General features: G+C 72.1%; 20 protein-coding genes. 13 read left to right on the plus strand and 7 right to left on the minus strand.

What is annotated here, in order from left to right; genetic code table 11:
- The first annotated feature begins 18 nt into the window (after positions 1–18).
- From OG285_RS03485 to OG285_RS03520, 8 genes are all read left to right on the plus strand, one after another.
- Complete coding sequence (locus OG285_RS03485; protein ID WP_371790129.1) at positions 19–1,026, plus strand: NrtA/SsuA/CpmA family ABC transporter substrate-binding protein; 1,008 nt, start codon at positions 19–21, stop codon at positions 1,024–1,026.
- Positions 1,023–1,865, plus strand: a complete 843-nt coding sequence (locus tag OG285_RS03490; protein WP_371790130.1) for an ABC transporter permease — start codon at positions 1,023–1,025, stop codon at positions 1,863–1,865. Before OG285_RS03485 ends, OG285_RS03490 begins: the two co-directional genes overlap by 4 nt.
- Entirely contained in the window at positions 1,862–2,623 is a 762-nt protein-coding gene (locus OG285_RS03495) for an ABC transporter ATP-binding protein (protein WP_371790131.1), read from the plus strand. Before OG285_RS03490 ends, OG285_RS03495 begins: the two co-directional genes overlap by 4 nt.
- Positions 2,620–3,501 (plus strand): ABC transporter substrate-binding protein, encoded by an 882-nt coding sequence (locus tag OG285_RS03500; protein ID WP_371790132.1) that lies wholly within the window; start codon positions 2,620–2,622, stop codon positions 3,499–3,501. The genes OG285_RS03495 and OG285_RS03500 overlap by 4 nt, the downstream gene beginning before the upstream one ends.
- Positions 3,502–3,507: 6 nt before the next feature.
- Positions 3,508–4,584, plus strand: coding sequence for an LLM class flavin-dependent oxidoreductase (locus OG285_RS03505; protein ID WP_356834364.1), 1,077 nt, complete (start codon positions 3,508–3,510; stop codon positions 4,582–4,584).
- A 166-nt stretch (positions 4,585–4,750) separates the two neighbouring features.
- Positions 4,751–6,814, plus strand: a complete 2,064-nt coding sequence (locus OG285_RS03510) for an MDR family MFS transporter (RefSeq protein ID WP_356834366.1) — start codon at positions 4,751–4,753, stop codon at positions 6,812–6,814.
- Between the two features lie 176 nt (positions 6,815–6,990).
- Positions 6,991–7,362, plus strand: a complete 372-nt coding sequence (locus tag OG285_RS03515; RefSeq protein WP_356834368.1) for a BlaI/MecI/CopY family transcriptional regulator — start codon at positions 6,991–6,993, stop codon at positions 7,360–7,362.
- Positions 7,359–8,300 (plus strand): M56 family metallopeptidase, encoded by a 942-nt coding sequence (locus tag OG285_RS03520; RefSeq protein ID WP_371790133.1) that lies wholly within the window; start codon positions 7,359–7,361, stop codon positions 8,298–8,300. Before OG285_RS03515 ends, OG285_RS03520 begins: the two co-directional genes overlap by 4 nt.
- A 113-nt stretch (positions 8,301–8,413) precedes the next feature.
- Here OG285_RS03520 and OG285_RS03525 read toward each other — a convergent pair whose 3' ends face one another.
- The gene (locus OG285_RS03525) at positions 8,414–9,442 is read right to left on the minus strand and encodes an ABC transporter permease subunit (RefSeq protein ID WP_371790134.1); all 1,029 of its coding nucleotides are present in this window, start codon (positions 9,440–9,442) and stop codon (positions 8,414–8,416) included.
- A complete protein-coding gene (locus OG285_RS03530) occupies positions 9,439–10,425 on the minus strand; it encodes an ABC transporter ATP-binding protein (RefSeq protein ID WP_371790135.1) in 987 nt (328 codons plus the stop codon). Before OG285_RS03530 ends, OG285_RS03525 begins: the two co-directional genes overlap by 4 nt.
- Before the next feature lie 291 nt (positions 10,426–10,716).
- Between OG285_RS03530 and OG285_RS03535 the strand changes: the two genes are divergently transcribed.
- From OG285_RS03535 to OG285_RS03550, 4 genes are all read left to right on the plus strand, one after another.
- A complete protein-coding gene (locus tag OG285_RS03535; protein ID WP_371790136.1) occupies positions 10,717–11,922 on the plus strand; it encodes a sensor histidine kinase in 1,206 nt (401 codons plus the stop codon).
- Positions 11,919–12,575: a response regulator transcription factor gene (locus OG285_RS03540; protein ID WP_356834378.1), complete on the plus strand. Its 657-nt coding sequence runs from the start codon at positions 11,919–11,921 to the stop codon at positions 12,573–12,575. Before OG285_RS03535 ends, OG285_RS03540 begins: the two co-directional genes overlap by 4 nt.
- Before the next feature lie 96 nt (positions 12,576–12,671).
- Positions 12,672–13,922, plus strand: a complete 1,251-nt coding sequence (locus OG285_RS03545; RefSeq protein WP_371793438.1) for an FAD-binding protein — start codon at positions 12,672–12,674, stop codon at positions 13,920–13,922.
- A gap of 80 nt (positions 13,923–14,002) precedes the next feature.
- The gene (locus OG285_RS03550; protein ID WP_371790137.1) at positions 14,003–16,846 is read left to right on the plus strand and encodes a glycoside hydrolase family 2 TIM barrel-domain containing protein; all 2,844 of its coding nucleotides are present in this window, start codon (positions 14,003–14,005) and stop codon (positions 16,844–16,846) included.
- Between the two features lie 64 nt (positions 16,847–16,910).
- Here OG285_RS03550 and OG285_RS03555 read toward each other — a convergent pair whose 3' ends face one another.
- The 3 genes from OG285_RS03555 to tdh are packed head-to-tail and all read right to left on the minus strand — an operon-like array spanning position 16,911 to position 20,063.
- Positions 16,911–17,825, minus strand: a complete 915-nt coding sequence (locus OG285_RS03555) for a LysR family transcriptional regulator (protein WP_371790138.1) — start codon at positions 17,823–17,825, stop codon at positions 16,911–16,913.
- The gene (locus OG285_RS03560) at positions 17,822–19,009 is read right to left on the minus strand and encodes a glycine C-acetyltransferase (RefSeq protein ID WP_356834384.1); all 1,188 of its coding nucleotides are present in this window, start codon (positions 19,007–19,009) and stop codon (positions 17,822–17,824) included. Before OG285_RS03560 ends, OG285_RS03555 begins: the two co-directional genes overlap by 4 nt.
- Positions 19,010–19,034: 25 nt before the next feature.
- Positions 19,035–20,063 (minus strand): L-threonine 3-dehydrogenase, encoded by a 1,029-nt coding sequence (gene tdh, locus OG285_RS03565; RefSeq protein WP_356834386.1) that lies wholly within the window; start codon positions 20,061–20,063, stop codon positions 19,035–19,037.
- A gap of 325 nt (positions 20,064–20,388) precedes the next feature.
- On the opposite strand from tdh, the gene OG285_RS03570 reads away from it, so the two are divergent.
- Complete coding sequence (locus tag OG285_RS03570) at positions 20,389–20,799, plus strand: ribonuclease (protein WP_356834388.1); 411 nt, start codon at positions 20,389–20,391, stop codon at positions 20,797–20,799.
- Positions 20,800–20,901: 102 nt separating this feature from the next.
- On the opposite strand, the gene OG285_RS03575 is transcribed toward OG285_RS03570, so the two are convergent.
- Together OG285_RS03575 and OG285_RS03580 are read right to left on the minus strand one after the other, a co-directional pair.
- Complete coding sequence (locus tag OG285_RS03575) at positions 20,902–21,357, minus strand: YchJ family metal-binding protein (protein WP_356834390.1); 456 nt, start codon at positions 21,355–21,357, stop codon at positions 20,902–20,904.
- Positions 21,358–21,835: 478 nt separating this feature from the next.
- A complete protein-coding gene (locus OG285_RS03580) occupies positions 21,836–22,489 on the minus strand; it encodes a TetR/AcrR family transcriptional regulator (RefSeq protein WP_356834392.1) in 654 nt (217 codons plus the stop codon).
- Between the last annotated feature and the right edge of the window lie 90 nt (positions 22,490–22,579).

Genomic DNA, 22,579 nt, shown 5'->3' on the forward strand with positions numbered 1-22,579 from the left:
GACAGCCGAGGACTCCTCATGCGACCACCAGCCGTACGAACCGCCCTGACCGCCCTCTCCGCCGTCACCGCCCTGCTGGCCCTGACAGCGTGCGCGAAGACCGGGGCCACGGCGGCCGCCGGATCCGGCGGCCGGATCACCGTGCGCATCCCGGACCCGGGCAACTCCGGGATCCTCGCCAAGGGCAAGAAGGACGGCAGCCTCGCCAGGGCTCTGGCGAAGGCGGGCGCCGGCGTCTCCTGGACCGGGAGCAGCGGGCCCTTCGCGCCCGCGGCCCAGGCGATGAACGCCGGCCGGCTCGATGTCGCCCTCGGCTCGATCACCTCGGGCACCAACGCTCTCAACCAGCAGCCGAAGTTCTCCTTCTTCGCCGCCGGTGCACCGGAGAACGGAGGCGAGGGCATCCTGGTCAAGAAGGACAGCGGCATCAAGGGCATCGCGGGGCTGGCCGGCCGGAAGGTCGCCGTCAACCAGGGCGGCACCGGCGAGTACCTGCTGCTCAAGGCCCTGTCGAAGGCCGGTGTGAAGCCGAGCGCCGTGCACCGCGTCTATCTGCGCCCCGACCAGACGGCCGGCGCCTTCGCCTCCGGCCAGGTGGACGCCTGGGCGACCTGGAGCGCCTACTCGGTCGCCGCACTCGGCGGCGGCACGGCGGAGTTCCTTGCCGACGGGTCAGCCATCGGCTCCGAGAACTACACCGTCTGGGCTGTCCGGGACGGCTTCGCCGACAAGAACCCCGGTGTCGTCAAGGCCCTCTACTCCTATCTGCACACGCATAGTCTGGCTCAGCACGACCACCCGGAGGAGTACGTCAACGTCTTCACCGACGCCGGTCCCACCGCCGTCACCGGCGGGGCCAGGAACGTACAGCTCAGCCTCACCCGGACCGGCGCTCCCGTCGAGCCGATCGGCGCGGAGCAGACAGCGCACTTCGACCACGTCGCGTCGTTCTTCGCCGCCCAGGGCATCACCAAGCAGGCCGCCAGGGCCGCCGGGCACGTCATCGATGTGGAAAAGCTGCGATGACCCTCACCGTCCCCGGCACCGGGGCCGCCGCGACCGGGCTCGTCGCGCCGCGTCCGCCGCGCCACCGGCCGAGGCCGCGTGGCTACGCGCTCGGCGTCCGCGCCGTCGGGCCTCTCGTCCTGATCGGTCTGTGGTGGGCCGCATCGGCCACCGGAGTACTCACCGCCGATGTGCTGGCCTCACCCTCGCAGGTCCTCTCCGCCACCGGCGAGCTGTGGTCCAACGGGCAGCTCGGTGACGCCCTGCGGACCTCCCTCACCCGTTCCGCGCTCGGTCTGCTCATCGGGCTCACGGCCGGTCTCTCCCTCGGTGTGATCACCGGCTCCACCCGGCTCGGCGACGAGCTGCTCGACTCCTCCGTACAGGTGCTGCGCACCGTCCCGTTCCTGGCCCTGGTCCCGCTCTTCATGGTCTGGTTCGGCATCAACGAGACGGCCAAGGTGGCGTTGATCGGGGTGGCAACCACCTTCCCCATGTACGTCGCGACCAGCAGCGGCGTACGCAACGCCGACCGCAGACTGCTGGAGGCGATGCGCAGTTTCGGCATGGGCCGGTGGAGTCTGATCCGTACGGTGATCCTGCCGGGGGCGCTGCCCTCGCTGCTGGCCGGGCTGCGGCTGTCGATGACGCTCAGCGTCATCGCACTGATCGCCGCCGAGGAGATCAACGCCACGGCCGGCATCGGCTATCTGATGACGCAGGCGCAGAATTACGCCCGTACCGACGTCCTCGCTGTCTGCATCCTGATCTACGGCGCACTCGGCCTGCTCGCCGACGGGACGGTGCGGCTCCTGGAGTACGTGGCCATGCCCTGGGCCCGCCAGGGGGGTTCCCGATGACCGCCGCACCCGTGCAGCCCGCCGGTGACATCGCGGTACACGTCCGCGGGGTGCGCCGGGTCTTCGACGGCACCCCCGTCCTGGACGGCCTCGACCTCACCGTCGCGCGCGGAGAGTTCGTGGCGCTCCTCGGTGCCAGCGGCAGCGGAAAGACCACCCTCCTGAGGATCCTGGGCGCCCTCGACCACAGCGACGGGGGCACCGTGCTCGTCCCCGAGGCACGCACGACCGTGTTCCAGGAACCCCGGCTCATCCCCTCCCGCCGGGCCTGGCAGAACGTCACCGTCGCCCTGCCGCGCGCCGCCGCCGGACGGGACTCCGCACTGGCCGCGCTCACCGAAGTCGGCCTCGCGGACCGCGCCGACGCATGGCCCGGGACCCTGTCCGGCGGCGAGGCGCAGCGTGTGGCGCTCGCCCGGGCACTGGTCCGCTCCCCCGAACTCCTGCTGCTCGACGAGCCGTTCGCCGCACTCGACGCGCTGACCCGGCTGCGGATGCAGGACCTGGTGGGAGAGCTGTGCCGGGTGCACCAGCCGGCTGTGCTGCTGGTCACGCACGACGTGGACGAGGCGGTACGGCTCGCCGACCGCGTCGCCGTGCTCCGCGACGGCCGGCTCATCACCGACGAACCCGTGAACATCGCCCACCCGCGCGACCCGGCGCACCCCGCCTTCGCGGCGCTGCGCCGCCGACTGCTCGACGACCTCGGCGTGCACCGGCCCGGCGCCGCCCCCACTACGACAGGAGTCCCCGCGTGAGCGTCACCATCGGCGTGCACCCAGCCAACCCGACCCTCTTCCACCTGGCCCGGCTCGACTACGCGCAGCAGGAACTCGCTCCGCTGGGCGAGACCGTCGACTGGCACCACTACACCGACGGAGTCTCCACCGGCGCGCTGCTCACGGACGGCACCCTGGACTTCGGGGGGACCGGATCGACTCCGCCGATCACCGCGCAGGCCGCAGGTCACGACATCGTCTACACCGCGGTCTCCGCGCCCCGCCCAGGACACGGTGCGCTGCTCGTGCTCGACGACGGACCCGTGCACCGCGTGGCCGACCTGCGTACCGCCACCGTCCACCTGGCCATCGGATCCTGGCAGACCCATCTGGTCGCCAAGGCCCTGCACGACGCGGGACTCGACTACGGCAGCGACATCACCCCGCGGCGCGGCACCTCCGATTCGGAACAGCTGCTGCGTGACGGTGTGATCGGCGCCTGGGTGGCCCAGGGCGCGGACCTGGTGGCGGCCCGCGAGCGCGGCGGACTGCGTGTCCTGATCCCCACGGCCGACGTCCTCACGGACCGCTCCGTGTTCTTCGCCCGCCGCGACACCGCGGAAGAGCGTCCCGAGCTGGTGGCGGCGATCACCCGGGCCCTGCACCGGGCCGACGCGTGGGTGGCCGCGCATCCGCAGGAGGCGGCGGCGCAGATCGCCGGTGCGGCGGGCGGCAGCGCCGTGCACTGGCAGCAGGCGCTCTCCGCGCTCCCGTGGCGTACCGAGGCGCCGGGGAAGGCCTTCCTCGACGAGCAGCAGCAGGCCGCGGACATCCTGTACGCGGCGGGCTTCCTGCCCGGGCAGGTCACCGTGGCCGATGCCGTGGCCCACTCCGTCAGCACAGTTCAGGAGGGCTGAACACCCGTGTCCGCGCCCGAAGTTCTCTGGTACATCATCCCGCGCGAAGGGCCCTACCCCTGGGAGCCGGCCGGCCGTCGCCCCGTCGATCTGGCGTATCTGTCGAGGCTCGCGGGGGCCGTCGAGTCGCTGGGCTACACCGGTGCGCTCCTCGCCACCGACCTGCACGACGTCTGGCCGCTCGGCAGCGCGCTCGCCGCCCGGACCAGTACCGCCTTCAAGCCCCTCCTCGCCGTGCACCCCGGCCTGATCGCGCCGCCGCTGCTCGCCAAGATGGCCCTCACCTTCGACCACCTGTTCGGCGGCAGGCTCCGTTTCAACGTCGTCAACGGCTCCACCGCCAAGCTCCAGCAGTACGGACTGCACGTCGGCCACGACGAGCGCTACGAGCTCAGCGCCGAGTACTGGTCCGTGGTGAAGCGGCTGACGGCAGGCGAGGTCTTCGACCACAAGGGCCGTTTCTACGATCTGAAGGACGCCGGGGCCGAACTGCGCGAACTGCCGCCGGTGCAGACACCGCACATCCCACTCTGGTTCGGCGGGTCGTCCGCACCGGGCATCGAGATGGCCGCCGAGCATGTCGACGTCTATCTCACCTGGGCCGAACCGGCCGGACAGCTCGCCGCGAAACTGGCGGTCGTACGGGAGCGGGCCGCCGCCCACGGCCGCACGCTCCGTCTCGGCCTGCGGGTCCATCTGATCGTCCGCGACACCGAGGACGAGGCGTGGGCGGCCGCCGACCGGCTGCTCGACGTCACCGGCGAGGCCACCTACCAGCGGCAGCTCGGCCAGGCCGGGGAGGACGGGGTCGGCTGGCAGCGTCAGTTCCGCCAGCACGGTGGCCGGGTCCCGGCACACGCCCGTGAGCTGGAGACACACCCCAACATCTGGCCCGGTATGAGCCTCTTCCGCCCCGGCCCCGGAACAGCGGTGGTGGGCTCCACCGCCCAGGTCGTCGACCGCCTCCAGGAGTACCGGGCCCTGGGCATCGACACCTTCATCCTCTCCGGCAACCCCCTCCTCGAAGAGGCGTACCGCGTCGCGGAGACAGTGCTTCCGGCGCTCGGTGTGAGGCGCGCCTGACCTCCCGGGGCCCGGCCGCACCTGCCGCCCGGCGGCGGCGGCGATCCCGGGGCACCACATCCGCCTGGGCGCGGGTACCGCCGAAGGACTGAACCTCACGGCCGGGTGATCGCTGGTCCGGCCTCCAGCGTGTGCGCCGTCCGCGCGCCGGTGTGAGGGTGCCACTGTGACCACCGCCAGCAGTCCAGCCCCTGCCGCACCGCCGGTACTCGACATCCGGCAGCGGAACATCGTGTTCGGCACGATCATGCTCGGTGTGCTGCTGGCCGCTCTCGACCAGACGATCGTCGGTACCGCGCTGCCGACGATCGTCTCGGACCTGGGCGGGGCGGCGCACATGTCCTGGGTGGTCACCGCGTACCTGCTCGCCGAGACGGTCTCCACCGTCCTGGTCGGCAAGTTCGGTGACCTCTTCGGCCGCAAGCTGATCTTCCAGGTGTCGGCGGTCATCTTCATCACGGGCTCGTTCCTGTGCGGCCTGGCGACGAACATGACGCTGCTGATCGCCTGGCGTGCGGTCCAGGGCATCGGCGCGGGCGGGCTGATGGTCACCGCGATGGCGCTGATCGCGGACGTCATCCCGCTGCGCGAACGCGGCAAGTACCAGGGCGCGATCGGTGCGGTCTTCGGGGTGTCCACGGTGATCGGCCCGCTGCTCGGCGGGGTGTTCACGGACCATCTGACCTGGCGCTGGGCGTTCTACGTCAATGTCCCGATCGCCGTGCTGGTGGTGATCGCGGCCGCCCGCAACATCCCGTCGGTCAAGTCCGCCAGCCGGCCGGTCATCGACTATCTGGGCATCGCGCTGGTCACGGTCGGGGCGAGCGCGCTCATCCTGGCCACCAGCTGGGGAGGCAACCAGTACGCCTGGGGCTCGGGGACCATCATCGGGCTGTTCGCCCTGGGGCTGGTCGCGCTCGCGCTGTTCTGCGTGGTCGAGACGCGTGCGGCGGAACCGATGCTGCCCATGCGGCTCTTCTCCAACCCGGTGTTCGCGGTCTGCTCGATCCTCAGCTTCATCGTCGGTTTCGCGATGCTCGGCGCGATGACCTTCCTGCCGACCTATCTTCAGTACGTCGACGGGGACTCGGCCACGATCTCCGGTGTACGGACGCTGCCGATGGTCGTCGGACTGCTCATCGCCTCCGTGTTCAGCGGGAACGTCGTCAGCAAGACGGGCAGCTACCGGATCTTCCCCATCGTCGGATCGCTGGTGATGGCGGTGGGGCTGTTCCTGATGTCCCGGATGGGTCCGGACGCGGGCGTGTGGCGCGAGTCGCTGTACATGTTCGTGCTCGGCCTCGGCATCGGGCTCTGCATGCAGGTGCTGACCATCGCCGTGCAGAACACCGTGGACTACGCCGATCTGGGCACCGCGACGTCCGGCGTGACCTTCTTCCGTACGCTCGGCAGCGCCTTCGGCACCGCGGTGTTCGGCACGATCTACGCCAACACCCTGAAGCCCAGACTCAGTTCGGCCATCGGCCGGGCCGCGGGAGCCTCCGGTGGCGACCCGGCCATGATCGCCAGGGCCGCACAGGACCCGAAGTCGCTGCACAAGCTCCCCGGCGCGACGGCTGAACCCGTCATCCAGGCGTACGCGCACACCATCCACACCGTCTTCCTGTGGACGGTGCCGGTCGCGCTCATCGGCTTCGTCGTGGCGCTCTTCCTGAAGCAGGTCAAGCTCCGCGACTCCGCCCGCGCCGGGTCGACCGACATGGGCGAGGGCTTCGCCGCCCCCGCGTCCGGGGACTCGGCCACGATGCTGGAGTTCTCCGTCGCGAAGATCCTGCACAGTCAGGGCCCGGACGCCACCCGCCGGATCGTCGCCGAGTCCGACACCCGGCTCGACGTGGCGGGCGCCTGGGCCGTGATGCAGGTCGAGCTGCTCACCCGGCTGGTCGGGCACGCGAGCATCGGGGTGACCGCCGCCCGGTACCGGATCCCGCCCGAGGTGCTGGTACCGGTCTTCGACCGGATGGTCGACGAGGGCTATCTGACCCGGGACGGCAGCCTCTTCTCACACACGCCGGCCGGCTTCCGGGAGGCGCAGACGATCACGGCGGCCTGGGCTCAGTGGCTGAACGCCCAGCTGGAGGAGGACACCGGCAGGCCGCGCAGCGCGGAGCTGCGGGCGGCAGCGGACGCCATCGCCAAGCGGCTCCTCGCCGAGGACCTGGCCACCGGTCTGCCGCGGGCCCGCGGGACGGCCACGGCGGCCCGCTGAGCGGGGCCGGCTGGCCATCGCCCCGGGAATGCCGCGGGGCGGGGGGCTCGGAACCCGGACGCCGGGCGTTCTTTCATAATGGTGTGCGGAGCCTTCGCGGCGGAGGCCCCCGGACGACCACCGCATTTTGGCCCGTCCGCCGGATCAGCAGCGCCCATTCCTGGAGGAAGAGCCCCATGAGCGAGGAGCACCCGGAACGGCGCCCGGCCGGCGAGCTGGAGGCGAGCGTGCTGGCGGTGCTCTGGGCGGCCGGAGAGCCGCTGACCCCCGCCGACGTGCAGCGCACCCTCGGCAGCGGCCTCGCCAGAACCACCGTGACGACGATCCTGAGCCGGCTGCACGACAAGGGGTGGGTCACCAGGACCCGCGAGGGCCGCGGCTTCGCCTACACCCCGACCGAGGACTCCCCCGGCCTCACCGCCCGCCGGATGCACTCCGAGCTGGAGAAGGAGCAGGACCGCTCCACGGTGCTCGCCCGTTTCGTCTCCCGGCTGAGCTCCGACGACGAGCGGCTGCTGCGCGAACTGCTGGAGAGCGAGGGCAAGTGATCTACGCCGTATGGGTGCCCCTGCTGGTACCCCTGCTCGTGGCGCCCGCCGCCCGGTGGCTCGCCGAGCTGCTGGCGCCGCGGCAGGCCGTCCGGCTGCTGACGGCGGCGGCGCTCACGCTCGGCGGCTGCTCGGCCGCGGCGCTGGGGCTGCTCGTCGTGGCGGGTCTGCTGCGGCTGCCGCCGGTCGCCGCGCTCGGCCGGCTGATCCACCCCGTGAACGGTGACGGACCGGTCACCGCCGTGGCGGCCGTGGCAGCCGCTGCCGCGCTCGCCGGCTGCGCCACCGCGCTGGTGCGGACCGTCCTGCGGCAGCGCGCCGAACTGCGCGAGGCCCGGCGGCGGATCGGGACCGGCGGCGAACTGGCCGTGGTCCGGGACACCGCCCCCGACGCGTACGCACTGCCCGGCCGCCCGGGCCGGATCGTGGTCACCACCGGGATGCTGCGGGCCCTGGCACCGGCCGAGCGTGAGGCGCTGTTCGCTCATGAGCGCGCGCACCTCGCGGGCCGCCACCACCTCTTCATCGCGGCGGCGGAGCTGGCCGCGCTCTGCCACCCGGCGTTGCGCGGGCTGCGGGCGCCTCTCGGTTACGCCCTGGAGCGCTGCGCCGACGAGTCGGCGGCCGGGGCCGTCGGCGACCGCTCCCTCGCGGCCCGTGCCATAGGCCGCGCGGCCCTGGCCGCCCACCGGATGCCCGCCGCGCGCCCCAGCGTCGTACTCGCCGCCACGGCCGGCCCGGTCCCGCGCCGGGTCGCCGCGCTGCTGGGCCACCGTCCGGCCTGCGCCGCCGGCCACGGGTGGCACGGCCGGGCCGCCTGTGCCCTCGCCGGGGCGCTGCTCGTGTGCGTCTCGCTGTCGGCGGGCGGGGCACTGGACGCCGCGACGGATCTGCACGGCGGTATCGAGGCGGCCCAGGCCTCGTCCGGCCATCACTGACGCGTAGCACCGGGAGGTGCTTTTCCGGTGCACGGATCCCGTGTACGGATCCGGCGTACGGAGCGGCGGGGCCCCGCCGGACGGCCGCTCCCGGGAGGGCCCGCAGCCGCGGGTCACAACAGGCGCTTGCGGGCCCGGAGGATGATGAAGGTGACGAGGGCGGCGCTGACGGCGAGCATGATGCCCGCTCCGAGCCACTGCATGGTGTGCATCTGGGAGATGGGGAGGTAGTCCACCGACCAGCCGATGACGTGCTTGGACTCCAGGCAGGCCGTCCGCGCGTTGGAGTCGTCCGACGTGCCGAGGCAGGTGGTCCAGTCCAGGCGGTCTCCGGAGCTGGTGAGGAAGTGGGCGCCCTGTCCCTGCTGGACCGCCCCGGCGGGCAGCTTCGGGAGCCTGGCGCCGGGGCCGACACCCTTGCTGGTGCTGACCGACAGCACGTGCCCCAGGTCCAGCCGGAACCGGTCCCAGACGACCCCGACCGCCACCACGATGCCGAGAGTGACCACCATCGACACCAGTGTGCGGCGCAGGAGCATGCCGACCGCCGCGCCCACGGAGAACGTCAGCAGGGCGTAGGCCACCGGCATGACCCCCGTGACGTCGAAGAAGATGCCGCTGGTCCATTCCAGCTGCTCGGTAAGGGTCTTGACCGGGTGCCACCACCAGCTGAACACGGCGGCGAGCACGGCGGCGGACAGGGCGATCAGCACGGCGGGCATGGCGAGCTTCGTGGTGAGCCAGCGCCGCCGGCTGACGGACTGCGAGGTCACCAGCTTGGCGGTGCCGGTCTCCAGGTCGCCCGCGATCAGCGGGGCGCCGAGGAAGACCCCGGCCAGGACAGGGAGGTAGCCCAGGTAACCCCCGAAGTCGGCCAGGCGGTAGGAGTACTTCTCGAAGTCCGGCGGCAGGCTGCCCGGCTTCCGCCGGGATGAGCTCAGGGTGTCCAGATAGTCCATCATCTGCCCACGCAGAAGGACCATCACGACCACGCACAGGAGGGTGAGGGCGATGAGGGTCCAGAACGCCGCGCGGTGCTGGCGCCAGACGAGCCAGGCCGGACCGCTGAGCCGGGGGCCCCGCCCGTTCCGGGCGCGCTCCCCGGGCGCCTGGCGGGCGGGGTCACGAGTGAGCGTGGTCATGCGGTCACAGCCTTCGTCCGGTCGCGGGTGATGATGTCGTGGATGTCGCCGACCCGGGCGCTGGGGGCGATCAGCGGCGGCGCGTCGGGTGAACGCAGATAGGCGAGCAGAAGCTCCTCCAGGGTGGGGGGCCCGCCATGGCCGGCGTACTCGACCGGTCCGTCGAGGCGCACCAGGGTGCCCGGCCGGCCTTCGCCGCTGCACGAGTCGATGACCGTGTGCGGTGCGACGGCGGGGAGCGAACCATCCACCCGGGCTGTGAACAGGGCGTGTGCGGCACGCAGTTCGTTCACCTCGCCCGCGAGACGCAGACCACCGTTCGCGACGACGAGGAGGTAGTCGCAGATGTACTCCAGCTCGGCGAGCATGTGCGAGGACACCAGGACCGTCGTGCCGTGTTCGGCGGCCTCCGCCGTCAGCGTGGCCATGAGCTCCCGGCGGACCAGCGGGTCCAGATCGGACATCGGCTCGTCGAGGATGAGCAGGTCGGGGCGCTTCCCGAAGGCCAGGGCGAAGGCGACGCGGGTGCGCTGCCCGCCGGACAGCGTGCCGATCCTCGCTTTCAGCGGCACCTGGCCCGCGTGGACGATGCCCTCGGCGACCTCCTGGTCCCACTGGGGGTTGAGCTCACGGCCGAGGCGCAGGGTCTCCGCCACGGTGAAGCGCCGGAACAACGGCTTCTCCTGGGTGAGGAACGCGGTGCGCAGGACCGCCTCCGTCGACCCCGGTGCCGCGCCGAACACCCGCAGGGCGCCGGTCGTCGGCCGGATCATGTGGGTGGCCAGTCCCATCAGGGTGCTCTTGCCTGCGCCGTTGGGGCCGACGAGGCCGCAGATCCGCCCGGTCGGCAGCCGGAAGGAGACGTCCCGCAGGGCCCAGCCGCGCCGGTACTGCTTGCCGAGCCCATGGGCCTCGATCGCCGATTCACCGGCGGGGGGTGCGAAGCCCGCTCCGTTTCCGCGATGCGTTCCTGGGTGGTCCATGTGTGGCTCCTGTGCGTGTGGGAGGGCCGGCCCTGTACATGTGGGGGGGCCGGCTGTGTACGGTCGACCACTGCCGGGAAGTCGCCCCACGCGGGTTCCCGCCCCTCCGGGGCTCCCCACTAAGGTGATGTCGGCCGTGATCATGACGTGGTCCTTGCGTGATGAAGGGCGAACGCCGCCCGGTGACCACGACTCTCCTCCGCGGCGACTCGCGGCGGATCGGGCGAAAGACAGATCATGCGAGGCCGGCTCCTCCTTTCGGCCGGTCCGCCGGAAGGACGGTTGAGAGAAATGGTGCAGACGGCGAACCAAGCGCCCGCACCCACGGACACAAGCGAGACGGGGCGTTCGCAGGTACTGCCCGTCACGGCGTGGATGCTGCTCGCCGGGGGCCTGGTCGGCCTCGTCGTGCTCGACTCGGCGGGCGGCCTCTACTGGATCCAGCACCACGGCCCCGCCAAGCTGATCGGCGCCCTGCTGATCGTCGCTCTCGCCGTCGTCTCACCCCGGCTCGACAGCCGGGTGCTGCCGGTGGCCGCGTGCGTGTGCGCGGTCGGGTCGCTGTGTCTCTCGTTCTGGATTCACCTGGAAATGGCGGGCAGCTCGGAGTCGCTGGGATTCGCCGAGCCGGCGGGGCTCGTGTGGCTCCTGCTGCTCGTCGCCCGACGTGGGAAGCCGTCGTGGGCGGCGCTCGCCGTCCCTCTGCTGGTCATGGCGATCGTGCTGCGGCCCGTGTCGGTCTCGGTGCGGCAGTCCACCACCATCATGGCGCTGCTCTTCGCCCTGGCAGCGGTCACGGCACTGGGTACCGGCCTCGGGATGCGCCTGCTGCTGGTGGACCGGCGGCGACAGGCGGCGGCCCTCAGGCTGGAACAGCGGACGGAGTTCGCCAGGGACCTGCACGACTTCGTCGCCCACCACGTGACCGGCATCGTCGTACAGGCGCAGGGTGCCCAGGTGATGGCGGGCCGGCGGCCCGAACTGGTGCCGCCCGCACTGCGGCGGATCGAACAGGCGGGCTCGGAGGCGCTGACCTCCATGCGGCACATGGTGGGGATGCTGCGTGGCGCCGACGGGGAAGTGGCTCTGACGCCGCTGGCCGGGATCGGCGAAGTGCGTTCGCTCGTCGAGGAGTTCTCGGCCGTCGGTGGTGCCCGGGCCCGGCTCGATCTGGAAGGGACCTTCGACGACCTGCCGGTGGAGGTGACCACCACCGCGCACCGGGTGGTCATGGAGGCCCTCACCAACGTGCGCAAACACGCCCACGGCTGCACCGAAGTGCTGGTGCGCGTGGACCGCTCGGGGGGCCGGGTCACCGTACGGGTCAGCGACGACGGACGCCCGCGCCACGTCTCCCACAGCGGTTTCGGGCTGAAGGGCCTGTCCGAGCGGGTGGGCCTGATCGGTGGAAGCGTCCGGGCGGGGCCGGTGACGGCCGGCGGCTGGGGCGTCGAGGCGACGCTCCCGGTGCCCCCGGCGGGGGCGGTGGCCGTATGACGATCCGCGTACTGATCGCCGACGACCAGGCCATGGTCCGCGCCGGGTTCGCGATGATCCTCGCCGCGGAGGACGACATCGACGTGGTCGCGGAGGCCACGGACGGGCTGCACGCCGTGGAGCTCGCCGGGCGGCACCGGCCCGACGTGGTGCTGATGGACATCCGTATGCCCCGCATGGACGGGCTGGAGGCGCTGCGCAGGCTGACGCGCCCCGGCACGGTGAATCCGCCGAAGGTCGTCGTGGTCACGACGTTCGACGACGACGAGTACGTCCAGCGCGCCCTGAGCGAGGGCGCCTCCGGTTTCCTGATCAAGGACTCCGGCCCGGCCCTGCTGGTCGAGGCCGTCAGGGCGGCCGCCTCCGGCGAGGCGCTGGTGAGCCCGGCAGTCACCGTCCGGCTGCTGCGGCGTCTGCACAGCGCCGTGCCGGCCCCCCGGGAACCGCACACCGCGCTCTCCGCACGGGAGACGGACCTGGTGCGACTGGTGGCCAGAGGGCTGACCAACGCCGAGATCGCCACCGAACTGTCCATCTCGGTGGGCACGGTGAAGACCCATCTCGCCAACGTGCAGATCAAACTGTCCGCGCGCAACCGCGTGGAGATCGCTGCCTGGGCCTGGGAATCCGGTCTGGTCGACGGGCGGCGGTGAGCCCCGGCCGCGCGGCGCCGGGCCGCCTCTCCTGCACAGCTGACCAGGCACGCGTCCTGCGACACCCCCTGCTGCAGCGCCTCACCGCCGATTAGCATCTCGAACATGTTGACGAACTGGGCGGGGAACATCGCCTTCACGGCGCAGCACATCGACCGGCCCGCCACCCTCCGCGAGCTGCGAGACCTCGTCGCCTCATCCGCCCGGGTGCGCGTGCTGGGCAGCGGCCACTCGTTCAACGCCCTGGCGGACACCGACGGCGCGCTGGTCTCGGTGGCCGGACTGCCCCCTGAGATCGAGGTGGACCGGGCCGCGTCGACCGTCCGGGTCGCGGCGGGCGTACGGTACGCCGAGCTGGCCCGCGAGGTGCACGCGCACGGGCTGGCCCTGCCCAACATGGCCTCCCTGCCGCACATCTCCGTCGCGGGCTCCGTGGCCACCGGCACCCACGGGTCCGGGGTGGCGCTCGGCGGTCTTGCCACCTCGGTCAGGGAGCTCGAACTGGTCACCGCCGACGGCGAAATGCGGACGATCGGCCGCGACCGGGACGGTGACCGGTTCGCCGGGTCGGTGGTCTCGCTGGGCGCCCTCGGCGCCGTCACCTCACTCACCCTGGACCTGGTGCCGGGTTTCGAACTGGCCCAGCGGGTCCGTACCGGGCTGCCGCTGTCGGTCCTGGACGAGCATTTCGACGCGGTGACATCGGCGGCGTACAGCGTGAGTCTCTTCACCGACTGGCGCGGCCCGCACTTCGGGCAGGTGTGGCTCAAGTACGCCGCGGACCTCGAACCCGAGTTCCCCTGGGGCGCCGAGGCGCCGGGTCCGCTGCACCCCGTACCGGGTGTACCGCCCGTGCACTGCACCCAGCAGCAGGGGGTGCCGGGGCCGTGGCACGAGCGGCTGCCGCACTTCCGGGCGGAGTTCACGCCGAGTTCGGGCGAGGAGATCCAGTCGGAGTACCTGGTGGACCGGCGCCACGGGCTCGCCGCGCTGCACGCCGTCGACGCGATCCGGGACGTGCTCGCGCCGGTGCTGCAGGTCTGTGAGGTCCGGACGGTGGCCGCCGACGACCTGTGGCTGAGTCCGGCCTACGGCCACGACACGGTGGGGATGCACTTCACCTGGCGCAAGGACCCGGCGGCCGTACTGCCGGCGCTCCGGCTGCTCGAAGAGCGGCTGGAGCCGGTCGCCGCACGTCCGCACTGGGGGAAGCTCTCCACCGTCCCGGCCGCGCGGCTGTCCGCGCTCTATCCGAGACTGGCCGACTTCCGCGGCCTGGCAAGGGAGTTCGACCCCCGGGGCAAGTTCACCAACACCTTCCTGGCACCGCTGCTGGGCAGCGTGTGAGTCGCGAACGCACGCCCGCAGCAAGGGCGTCGACGTGCGCCCCGACCGGGAAACCCCAGGAGCGAGGAGAGCCGGCACCGATGAGCACCCCGTACTACGAAGACGTGTCCCCCGGCAGCGGCGCCCTCCCGGCGCGCGCCCGGTACGCGGAATCCGATGCCATGACCCTGTCGCTGAACGGCGACTGGCGCTTCCGGCTCTCGCCGGCCGCCGACACCGCCGATGCCACGTTCGCCGCGCCGGGGTACGACGCGAGCGGCTGGGACGAGGTGGCGGTCCCCGGCCACTGGGTCCTCCAGGGACACGGCGCGCCCGTCTACACCAACCACCTCTACCCCTTCCCGGTCGACCCGCCGCGCGTACCGACCGGCAACCCGACCGCCGACCATCTGCACACGTTCGGCCTGCCGCCGGGGTGGCCGTCGTCCGGTGGCGCCGTGCTGCGGTTCGACGGGGTCGAGTCGTGCGCCCGCGTCTGGCTGAACGGCGAGGAGCTGGGCGAGTTCAAGGGCAGCAGGCTGCCCCACGAGTTCGCGGTGGGCCCGCTGCTGCGGCCGGACGGGAACGTGCTCGCCGTCCGGGTCCACCAGTGGTCGTCCGGGTCGTATCTGGAGGACCAGGACCAGTGGTGGCTGCCGGGCATCTTCCGCGACGTCACGCTGCTGCACCGCCCGGAGGGGGCCGCCGGGGACTTCTTCGTGCACGCGGGCTACGACCATGTGACCGGCCGGGGGACCCTGCGGGTGGACAGCGCGGTTCCGGGCCGGGTGACCGTACCGGAGCTCGGGGTCGAGCTGGCCGCCGGGGCCGAGGTGTCGGTGCCGGTCGAGCCGTGGACCGCGGAGACCCCGAGGCTGTACGACGGTGAACTGGCCACCGCCGGTGAGCGGGTGGCGCTGCGCATCGGCTTCCGTACGGTCCGGGTCGAGGACGGCGTCATCAAGGTCAACGGGCGGCGGATCCTCTTCCGCGGGGTGAACCGCCACGAGTTCCACCCGGACACCGGCAGGACGCTGGACGTGGAGACCATGCGGGCCGATGCGGTGCTGATGAAACAGCACAACATCAACGCCGTACGCACCAGCCACTACCCGCCCCACCCCGACTTCCTGGAGCTCTGCGACGAGCTGGGGCTCTGGGTCGTCGACGAGTGCGACCTGGAGACCCACGGCTTCACCGAGCAGGACTGGCGGGGCAATCCGGTCGACGACGAACGCTGGACCCCGGCCCTGCTGGACCGGGCCTCGCGCATGGTGGAGCGCGACAAGAACCACCCCTCGGTCGTCATCTGGTCGCTGGGCAACGAGTGCGGCACCGGACGCGGGCTCACCGCGATGGCCGGCTGGATCCGCGACCGCGACCCGGACCGGCCCATCCACTACGAGGGCGACCAGTCCTGCGCGGACACCGACATGTACTCGCGGATGTACGCCTCGCACGCCGAGGTGGCGGCCATCGGCCGCGGCGAGGACGGCGGACCGGCCGAGCGGCGCCAACTCCCCTTCGTCCTGTGCGAGTACGGGCACGCCATGGGCAACGGGCCCGGCGGCCTCACCGAGTACCAGCAGCTCTTCGAGGCGTACGAGCGCAACCAGGGCGGCTTCGTCTGGGAGTGGATCGACCACGGGCTGACGCACCCCGGGCTCGGCTACGCCTACGGCGGTGACTTCGGCGAGGAACTGCACGACGCCAACTTCGTCTGCGACGGGCTGCTGTTCCCCGACCGCACCCCGTCCCCCGCTCTCGCCGAGTACAAGAAGGTCATCGAGCCGGTCGGCATCGACGGGGGCGGAGCGGCGGGGACGGTCCGCGTCGTCAACCGCCACGACTTCACCGATCTGTCGCACCTGGTCTTCGAGTGGTCCTACGACGTGGCGGGCGAGACCGTGAGCGCGGGCGTCCTCGGCGTACCGGCGCTGGCACCCGGCGAGCGGGCCGAGGTGCCGCTCCCCGCCCCGCCGGACACGGGCGGGGACAGCGAGAGCCGGTGGACGGTCCGTGCGCTGCTCGCCGACGGCACCCGCCACGAGGTCGCCTGGGCGCAGCTGCCCGCGGCGCCCCGGACGCGGTCCACGGCCGTAGCGGAGAGCAGCGGACCGCGCCGCGCCGGGGAGCTGATCATGCTCGGCCCGGCCGCCTTCGACGCGCGCACCGGGGAACTGCGGACGGTCGGGCGCACCGCTCTGCGGGAACTGCGGCTGGACGTGTGGCGGGCGCCGACGGACAACGACAACGGCCGGGACCCGGAGACCGGAGCCCGCTACGGGCAGCTCTGGCGCGAGCTGGGGCTGCACCGGATGCAGCACCGGCTGGACGCCGTCGAGCTGTCCGGCACCGCCCTGACGGTACGGACCAGGGTGGCACCCGCGGCGCGGGACGCCGGGCTGGTGACCGTGTACCGCTGGACCAGTGACGGGACCCGGCTGCGACTCGCCGTGTCCGTGACACCCGAGGGCGAGTGGACGGTGCCGCTCCCCCGGCTCGGCATCCGCTTCGCGCTGCCGGGCGGCGCCGATTCGGCCACCTGGTTCGGCGGCGGTCCCGGCGAGGCGTATCCGGACACCCGGGCGGCGTCGAGGCTCGGCCGGTGGGAGTCCTCGGTGGACGGCCTGCAGACGCCGTACGTCCGCCCGCAGGAGAACGGCGCCCGGGCCGACGTCCGGTGGGTCACGATCGGGGGTGTGCGGGTGGCGGGCGACCCGGAGTTCTGGTTCACGGCCCGCCGCTGGACGAGCGAGCAGCTCGACGCGGCGGAGCACCGTACGGATCTGCGCCCGGCCGGCCGGCAGGTCTGGGTGAACCTCGACCACGCCCAGCAGGGCATCGGCTCGCAGTCCTGCGGTCCCGGCGTCCTTCCGCAGCACCAACTCCACGCAGGTCCGGCCGAGTTCGGCTTCGTCTTCACCGGGGAGCCCGGGTCCTGAGCTGTCCTGGACCCGGAACGTACCGGGCCCGGCCGCACACGGGCGGCCCGGGTCCGGTACGCGGTCAGCCCGTGGTCAGCCCGGCCGCGGCGGCGACGAGGGCGTCGAGCAGCGGCCGGAACAGCGGGTGGTCCTCGGCGCCGCGGCGTACGGCGGCGAACACCCGGCGCGTCGCCGCCGGGCCTTCCACCGGGCGGACGACCGCGTCCTTCAGCTCCATCCCGCCCAGCGCCGAGCGGGGCACCAGCGCGACGCCCGCGCCCGCGCCGGCCAGCGCGACGACGGCCCGGAAGTCGTCCGAGGAGTGCAGGAGACGGGGCTCGAACCCGGCACGTTCGCAGGCGAGGAGCACCACATCGTGGCAGGGGTTGCCCGGATAGGGGCCGATCCACTCGCTGTCGGCCAGCTCGGCGAGGGTGACGTGCGGGCCCTGGCCGAGTGGGTCGCCTGCGGGCAGCACGGCGTCGAAGGGCTCGGCGTACAGCGGCACCCGGGCGAGCCTGCGGTCGTCCTCGCGGGGCGCGCCCCGGTACTCGACGGCCAGCGCCAGATCGGCTTCCCCGTCCAGGACGAGGGTGAGGCTCTCGTCGCCCTCGGAGTCCCTGACCCGGACCCGGATGCCGGGGCTGCGCCCGGCGAGGGTGCGGATGGCCGGGGCGAGCACTTCGGCGATCCCGGTGGCGAAGGCGGCGACCGTGACCTCGCCCGATGCGCCGCCCGCGTAGGCGGCGAGCTCGGCCTCGGCCCGCTCCAGCTGGGCGAGGACGGCGTGGGCGTGGGTGAGCAGGATCTCACCGGCGGCCGTCAGCCGTACGCCGCGGCCGCTGCGGGTCAGCAGGGCGTGCCCGGTCTCCTGTTCCAGCGCGGCGAGCTGCTGGGAGACGGCCGAGGGGGTCAGATAGAGCGCTGCGGCCGCGGCGGTCACCGTACGGTGGTCCGCCACGGCCCGCAGAATGCGCAGGCGGCGGGGGTCGATCACCCTGCCATTGTCGCCCGTGCGTCGATGAACGCCGCCACGGCCCGCTCCACGTCGGCCGTCGAATGCGCGGCCGAGAGCTGGACCCGGATCCGGGCCTTGCCCATCGGGACCACCGGGTACGAGAAGCCGATCACATAGACCCCGCGCTCCAGGAGCAGCTCGGCCATCCGGCCCGCCTCGGCGGCGTCGCCGATCATCACCGGGGCGATGGCGTGGTCGCCGGGGAGGATCTCGAAGCCCGCCTCGGTCATCTTCGTACGGAACAGCCGGGTGTTGGCATCGAGGCGCTCACGGAGCTCACCTGCGGACTCGATCAGATCGAGGACCTTCAGCGAGGCGGCGGCGATCACCGGGGCCAGCGAGTTCGAGAAGAGGTAGGGGCGCGAACGCTGGCGCAGCAGGGCGACGATCTCGGCGCGGGCGGCGACGTACCCGCCGGAGGCGCCGCCGAGCGCCTTGCCGAGGGTGCCGGTGATGATGTCGACGCGGTCCATCACCCCGTGCAGCTCCGGGGTGCCGCGACCGCCCGCGCCGACGAAGCCGACCGCGTGCGAGTCGTCCACCATGACCATCGCTTCGTAGCGGTCGGCCAGATCGCAGATCTCGGCGAGCGGGGCGACGTACCCGTCCATGGAGAACACGCCGTCGGTCACGATGAGCGTGCGGCGGGCCCCGCCCTCGGCCGCTGCCTTGAGCTGCTGCTCCAGGTCGGCGAGGTCGCGGTTGGCGTAGCGGAAGCGGCGGGCCTTGGAGAGGCGGATGCCGTCGATGATGGACGCGTGGTTGAGGGCGTCGGAGATCACCGCGTCCTCGGGGCCGAGCAGCGTCTCGAAGACACCGCCGTTGGCGTCGAAGCAGGAGGAGTAGAGGATCGTGTCCTCCTGGCCGAGGAAGGCCGACAGGCGCTGCTCCAGCTGCTTGTGGACGTCCTGGGTGCCGCAGATGAAACGTACGGACGCCATGCCGTAGCCCCAGCGGTCCAGCGCGTCCTTGGCGGCCGCGACCACGTCGGGGTGGTCGGCGAGGCCCAGGTAGTTGTTGGCGCAGAAGTTCAGCACCTCGCCGGAGGCGACGCCGACGGCCGCGCTCTGCGGGGTGGAGATGACACGCTCGGGTTTGAAGAGACCGGCTTCGGTGATCTCGTCGAGGGTGGCGCGCAGACCGTCGCGGACGGACTCGTACATCAGGGTGCTCCTCAGGGGGTTCGGGTCAGGCCGTCCAGTCGAGAATGATCTTGCCGCAGTTGCCGCCCGCCGCCTCGTCGAAGGCCGCGTCGAAGTCCTGGTAGGCGTACTTTCCGGTGATCACCGGGGAGAGGTCGAGGCCGCCTTCGAGCAGCACGGTCATGGCGTACCAGGTCTCGAACATCTCGCGGCCGTAGATGCCCTTGACGGTGATCATCGAGGTGACGATCTTCGCCCAGTCGACGGCGAAGTCCTCGGCGGGCAGGCCCAGCATCGCGATACGGCCGCCGTGCGTCATGTTGTCCACCATGTCGCGCATGGCCTCGGGCCGCCCGGACATCTCCAGGCCGATGTCGAAGCCCTCCTTGAGACCGAGACTGCGCTGCGCTTCGGCGATGCCGCTCTCGGCGACATTGAGCGCGAGGGTCGCTCCGGCCTTGCGGGCCAGGTCCAGGCGGTAGGGGCTGACATCGGTGATCACGACGTTGCGCGCACCGGCGTGCTTCGCCACGGCCGCCGCCATGATGCCGATCGGGCCCGCGCCGGTGATCAGCACGTCCTCGCCGACCAGCGGGAAGGAGAGCGCGGTGTGGACGGCGTTGCCGAACGGGTCGAAGATCGCGGCCACATCGAGGTCGACCTCGGTGCGGTGCACCCAGACGTTCGACGCGGGGAGCACCACGTACTCGGCGAACGCGCCGTCGCGTCCGACGCCGAGGCCCACCGTGGAACGGCACAGGTGCCGGCGTCCCGCGAGACAGTTGCGGCACTTGCCGCATACGAGGTGTCCTTCGCCGCTGACCAGGTCGCCGACGGCGATGTCCGTGACATCGGCGCCGACCTCGGCGACCTCGCCGACGAACTCGTGACCGAGGATCAGCGGCGTCCCGACGGACTGCTGTGCCCAGCCGTCCCAGGAACGGATGTGGAGGTCCGTGCCGCAGATACCGGTGCGCGCCACCTTGATCAGTACGTCGCCGGGGCCGGCCTGGGGCTCGGGGACGTCCAGGAGCCACAGCCCGGGCTCGGCATGCTGCTTGACAAGGGCCTTCATCGCGGCGGCTCCAGGCGTGACGGTGATGTTCGGTGGACAGGGCACCAATCTGCCGAGCGGCGGCCTCCCAAGTCCATCGAGGATTTCTTAAGCGGGGTCACAGCGGAGCTTCACGCGGTGCTCCGGCGGCTTCCGTCCGCCTCCTCCGTGCCGCCCCGCGCTGTCCCGTATCAGCCGGGCGGGACACCCCGGAACCACACTGCGGGCCCCCCGCGCACGCGCATTGGGTGAAAGTTCCGTAGAGGTCAATTACCTTCGGGTAAAGCGGAAGTGACGGTTCATCACGCCTCTTCCGCTGGGCTCCCGGCACCCTCATCCTGGAGCCATGCGAATCACTCTACGCGCGTTGCGCACCCGTGCTGCTGCCGTCGGCATCGCCACCGCGATCGTCGTCACGCCTACCGTGTTCCTCGCGACCGAAGCCCATGCCACCGTCACCCATGCCTCCGTGAGCGGCACCATCTGTTACGGCGCCCTCCCCTCCCAGGCGCACGACACGCTGGACCTCATCAAGACCAACGGCCCGTTCCCCTACTCGCAGGACGGGGTCGTCTTCCAGAACCGGGAAGGCGTGCTGCCGTCGCAGTCCACCGGCTACTACCACGAGTACACGGTGAAGACCCCGGGCAGCTCGACCCGCGGGACCCGCCGCATCATCACCGGCGAGAAGAGCGCCGAGGACTACTACACCGCCGACCACTACGTCACCTTCAAGCAGGTCGACTTCACCTGCTGACCGCAGGATCACTCCTGCGCGCCACCGCCCACGCCGCCTTCCCCGTCGACGGACCAGTCGATGGACCAGGTCGATGGATCTGTACCAGTCGCTGGATCCGGATCAGTCGGTGGATCCGTCCACGTACACCCAGGCGCCCTCGTACCGCTCGAACCGGCTGTGCTCGCGAAGCTCGCCGGGCTCCCCCCGAACGGTGTAGTGGGCGCGGAAGGTGACGGTGCCCGTGGTGTGGAAGGCGGTGCCCCCGGTGGTCGCCAGGATCTCCAGGCGCTGCCACCGCTGCCCCGCGTCGAAGTCGACGCGGGGCGGCCTTGCCTCCGGGTGCCAGCTGCGCAGCAGATAAGCGGCGTCCTCGACGGCGAACGCGCTGAACCGGGACCGCATCAGAGCCTCGGCGGTGGGTGCGGCGGACTGCCCGCTGTGGAAGCGGCCGCAGCACTCGCCGTACGGGGCGGGCAGACCGCAGGGACAGGGAACACCGGCCGGCAGGCTCCGCCGGGGCCGCTGGATGTGCTGGGCCGGCTGGGGCCTCTGCGGCCGGGGGGTACGTCGGGACATACCCTGCATTCTGCCCGCAGACGGCACACGGCAGCACCGGGGCTCCCGTACGGTGCGGAATCCGCTTGCTGCGCGGACGGTTCGCTGACTAGGTTCACCGGGCCCCACGAACCACCCGCGCCCCTCATGCGGCCCGAACCGCCCGCACCGGCACTGGAGTTGCATTTCCCGTCCGTGTCACACCGCTGACGCGGACCGGCCCGCCAGGAAGGGGGAACAGCAGCCCTGGCGAACGGCCCGCCGGGACGACGAGGCGCCCCGCACGGACGCGGGCAGTGCGGCGGCAGGCAGCGTACGCGCGTCGAGGAGCAGATCCCCTGCGCCGCCCGGAGCCCGCCTTCGCGGGCGGGCTCCGGGCGGAGGGGCGCGCCGCCCCCGTCCCCACGGTGCGGCGCAGGCGGTCCGCCGTCATCCGCTCGGCGACGGCCGCCAGTCTTCAGGGCCCGGTGACTGCACGCCCCGGGCCTCTCGGTGTACGTCAGGCCGGGCCGGCCGGGTCCGGCACCCTCGGAGACTCGCGCTCCCCCCGGGAGCCTGCCAGCCCCAGTGCGGGAAGCACCGCGCCCTCGATGAAGCGGCTGAGGTACTCCGCATCACCGTAGTGGCCCTCCAGCATCGGCCGGATACGCATCGCGCCCATCAGCTGCGGCGCGACGAACTCCAGCGCCGGGTTGTCCGCCGCGACCTCGCCACGGGTCACCGCACGGGCGACCATCGCGTTGATCGCGGCCGCCGCCGGCTCGACCAGCCCTTCGCGCAGCGCCTCCAGCAGCTCCGGGTTCTGCAGGGCCGCGTGGCTGAGCGCGTGCATCAGCGGTGTGTCGCGCGTCGAGTGCGCTCCCAGCGACTTCGCGGCCTCCCGCAGGTCCCCCGCGAGCGTACCGGTGTCGATGGCGGTGAGGCTTCCGGCGCGGGTGCCGCGCAGTGCGCAGGCCACCAGCTGCGGCTTGCTCCCCCACTGCCGGTAGAGCGTCGACTTGCCGCAGCGCGACCGGGAGGCGACGCCCTCCATCGTCAGCGAGTCGTAGCCGCCCTCACGGAGAAGCTCCAGTACCGCCTCGTAGAACTCCTGCTCACGCTCCGGCGTGATCTTGGAGCGCGAGGACATCGGCGCGGAGTCCTGGGGCGGCATGAGCTCTCCCTTTCGGTGTGACGAGCAGCATCGGCACTTCATCGTACCGATACGCCAGTGTACCGATACGCTGGTGTACCGATACGTCTC

The sequence above is a fragment of the Streptomyces sp. NBC_01471 genome, from assembly GCF_041438865.1.
Classification (GTDB): Bacteria; Actinomycetota; Actinomycetes; order Streptomycetales; family Streptomycetaceae; genus Streptomyces.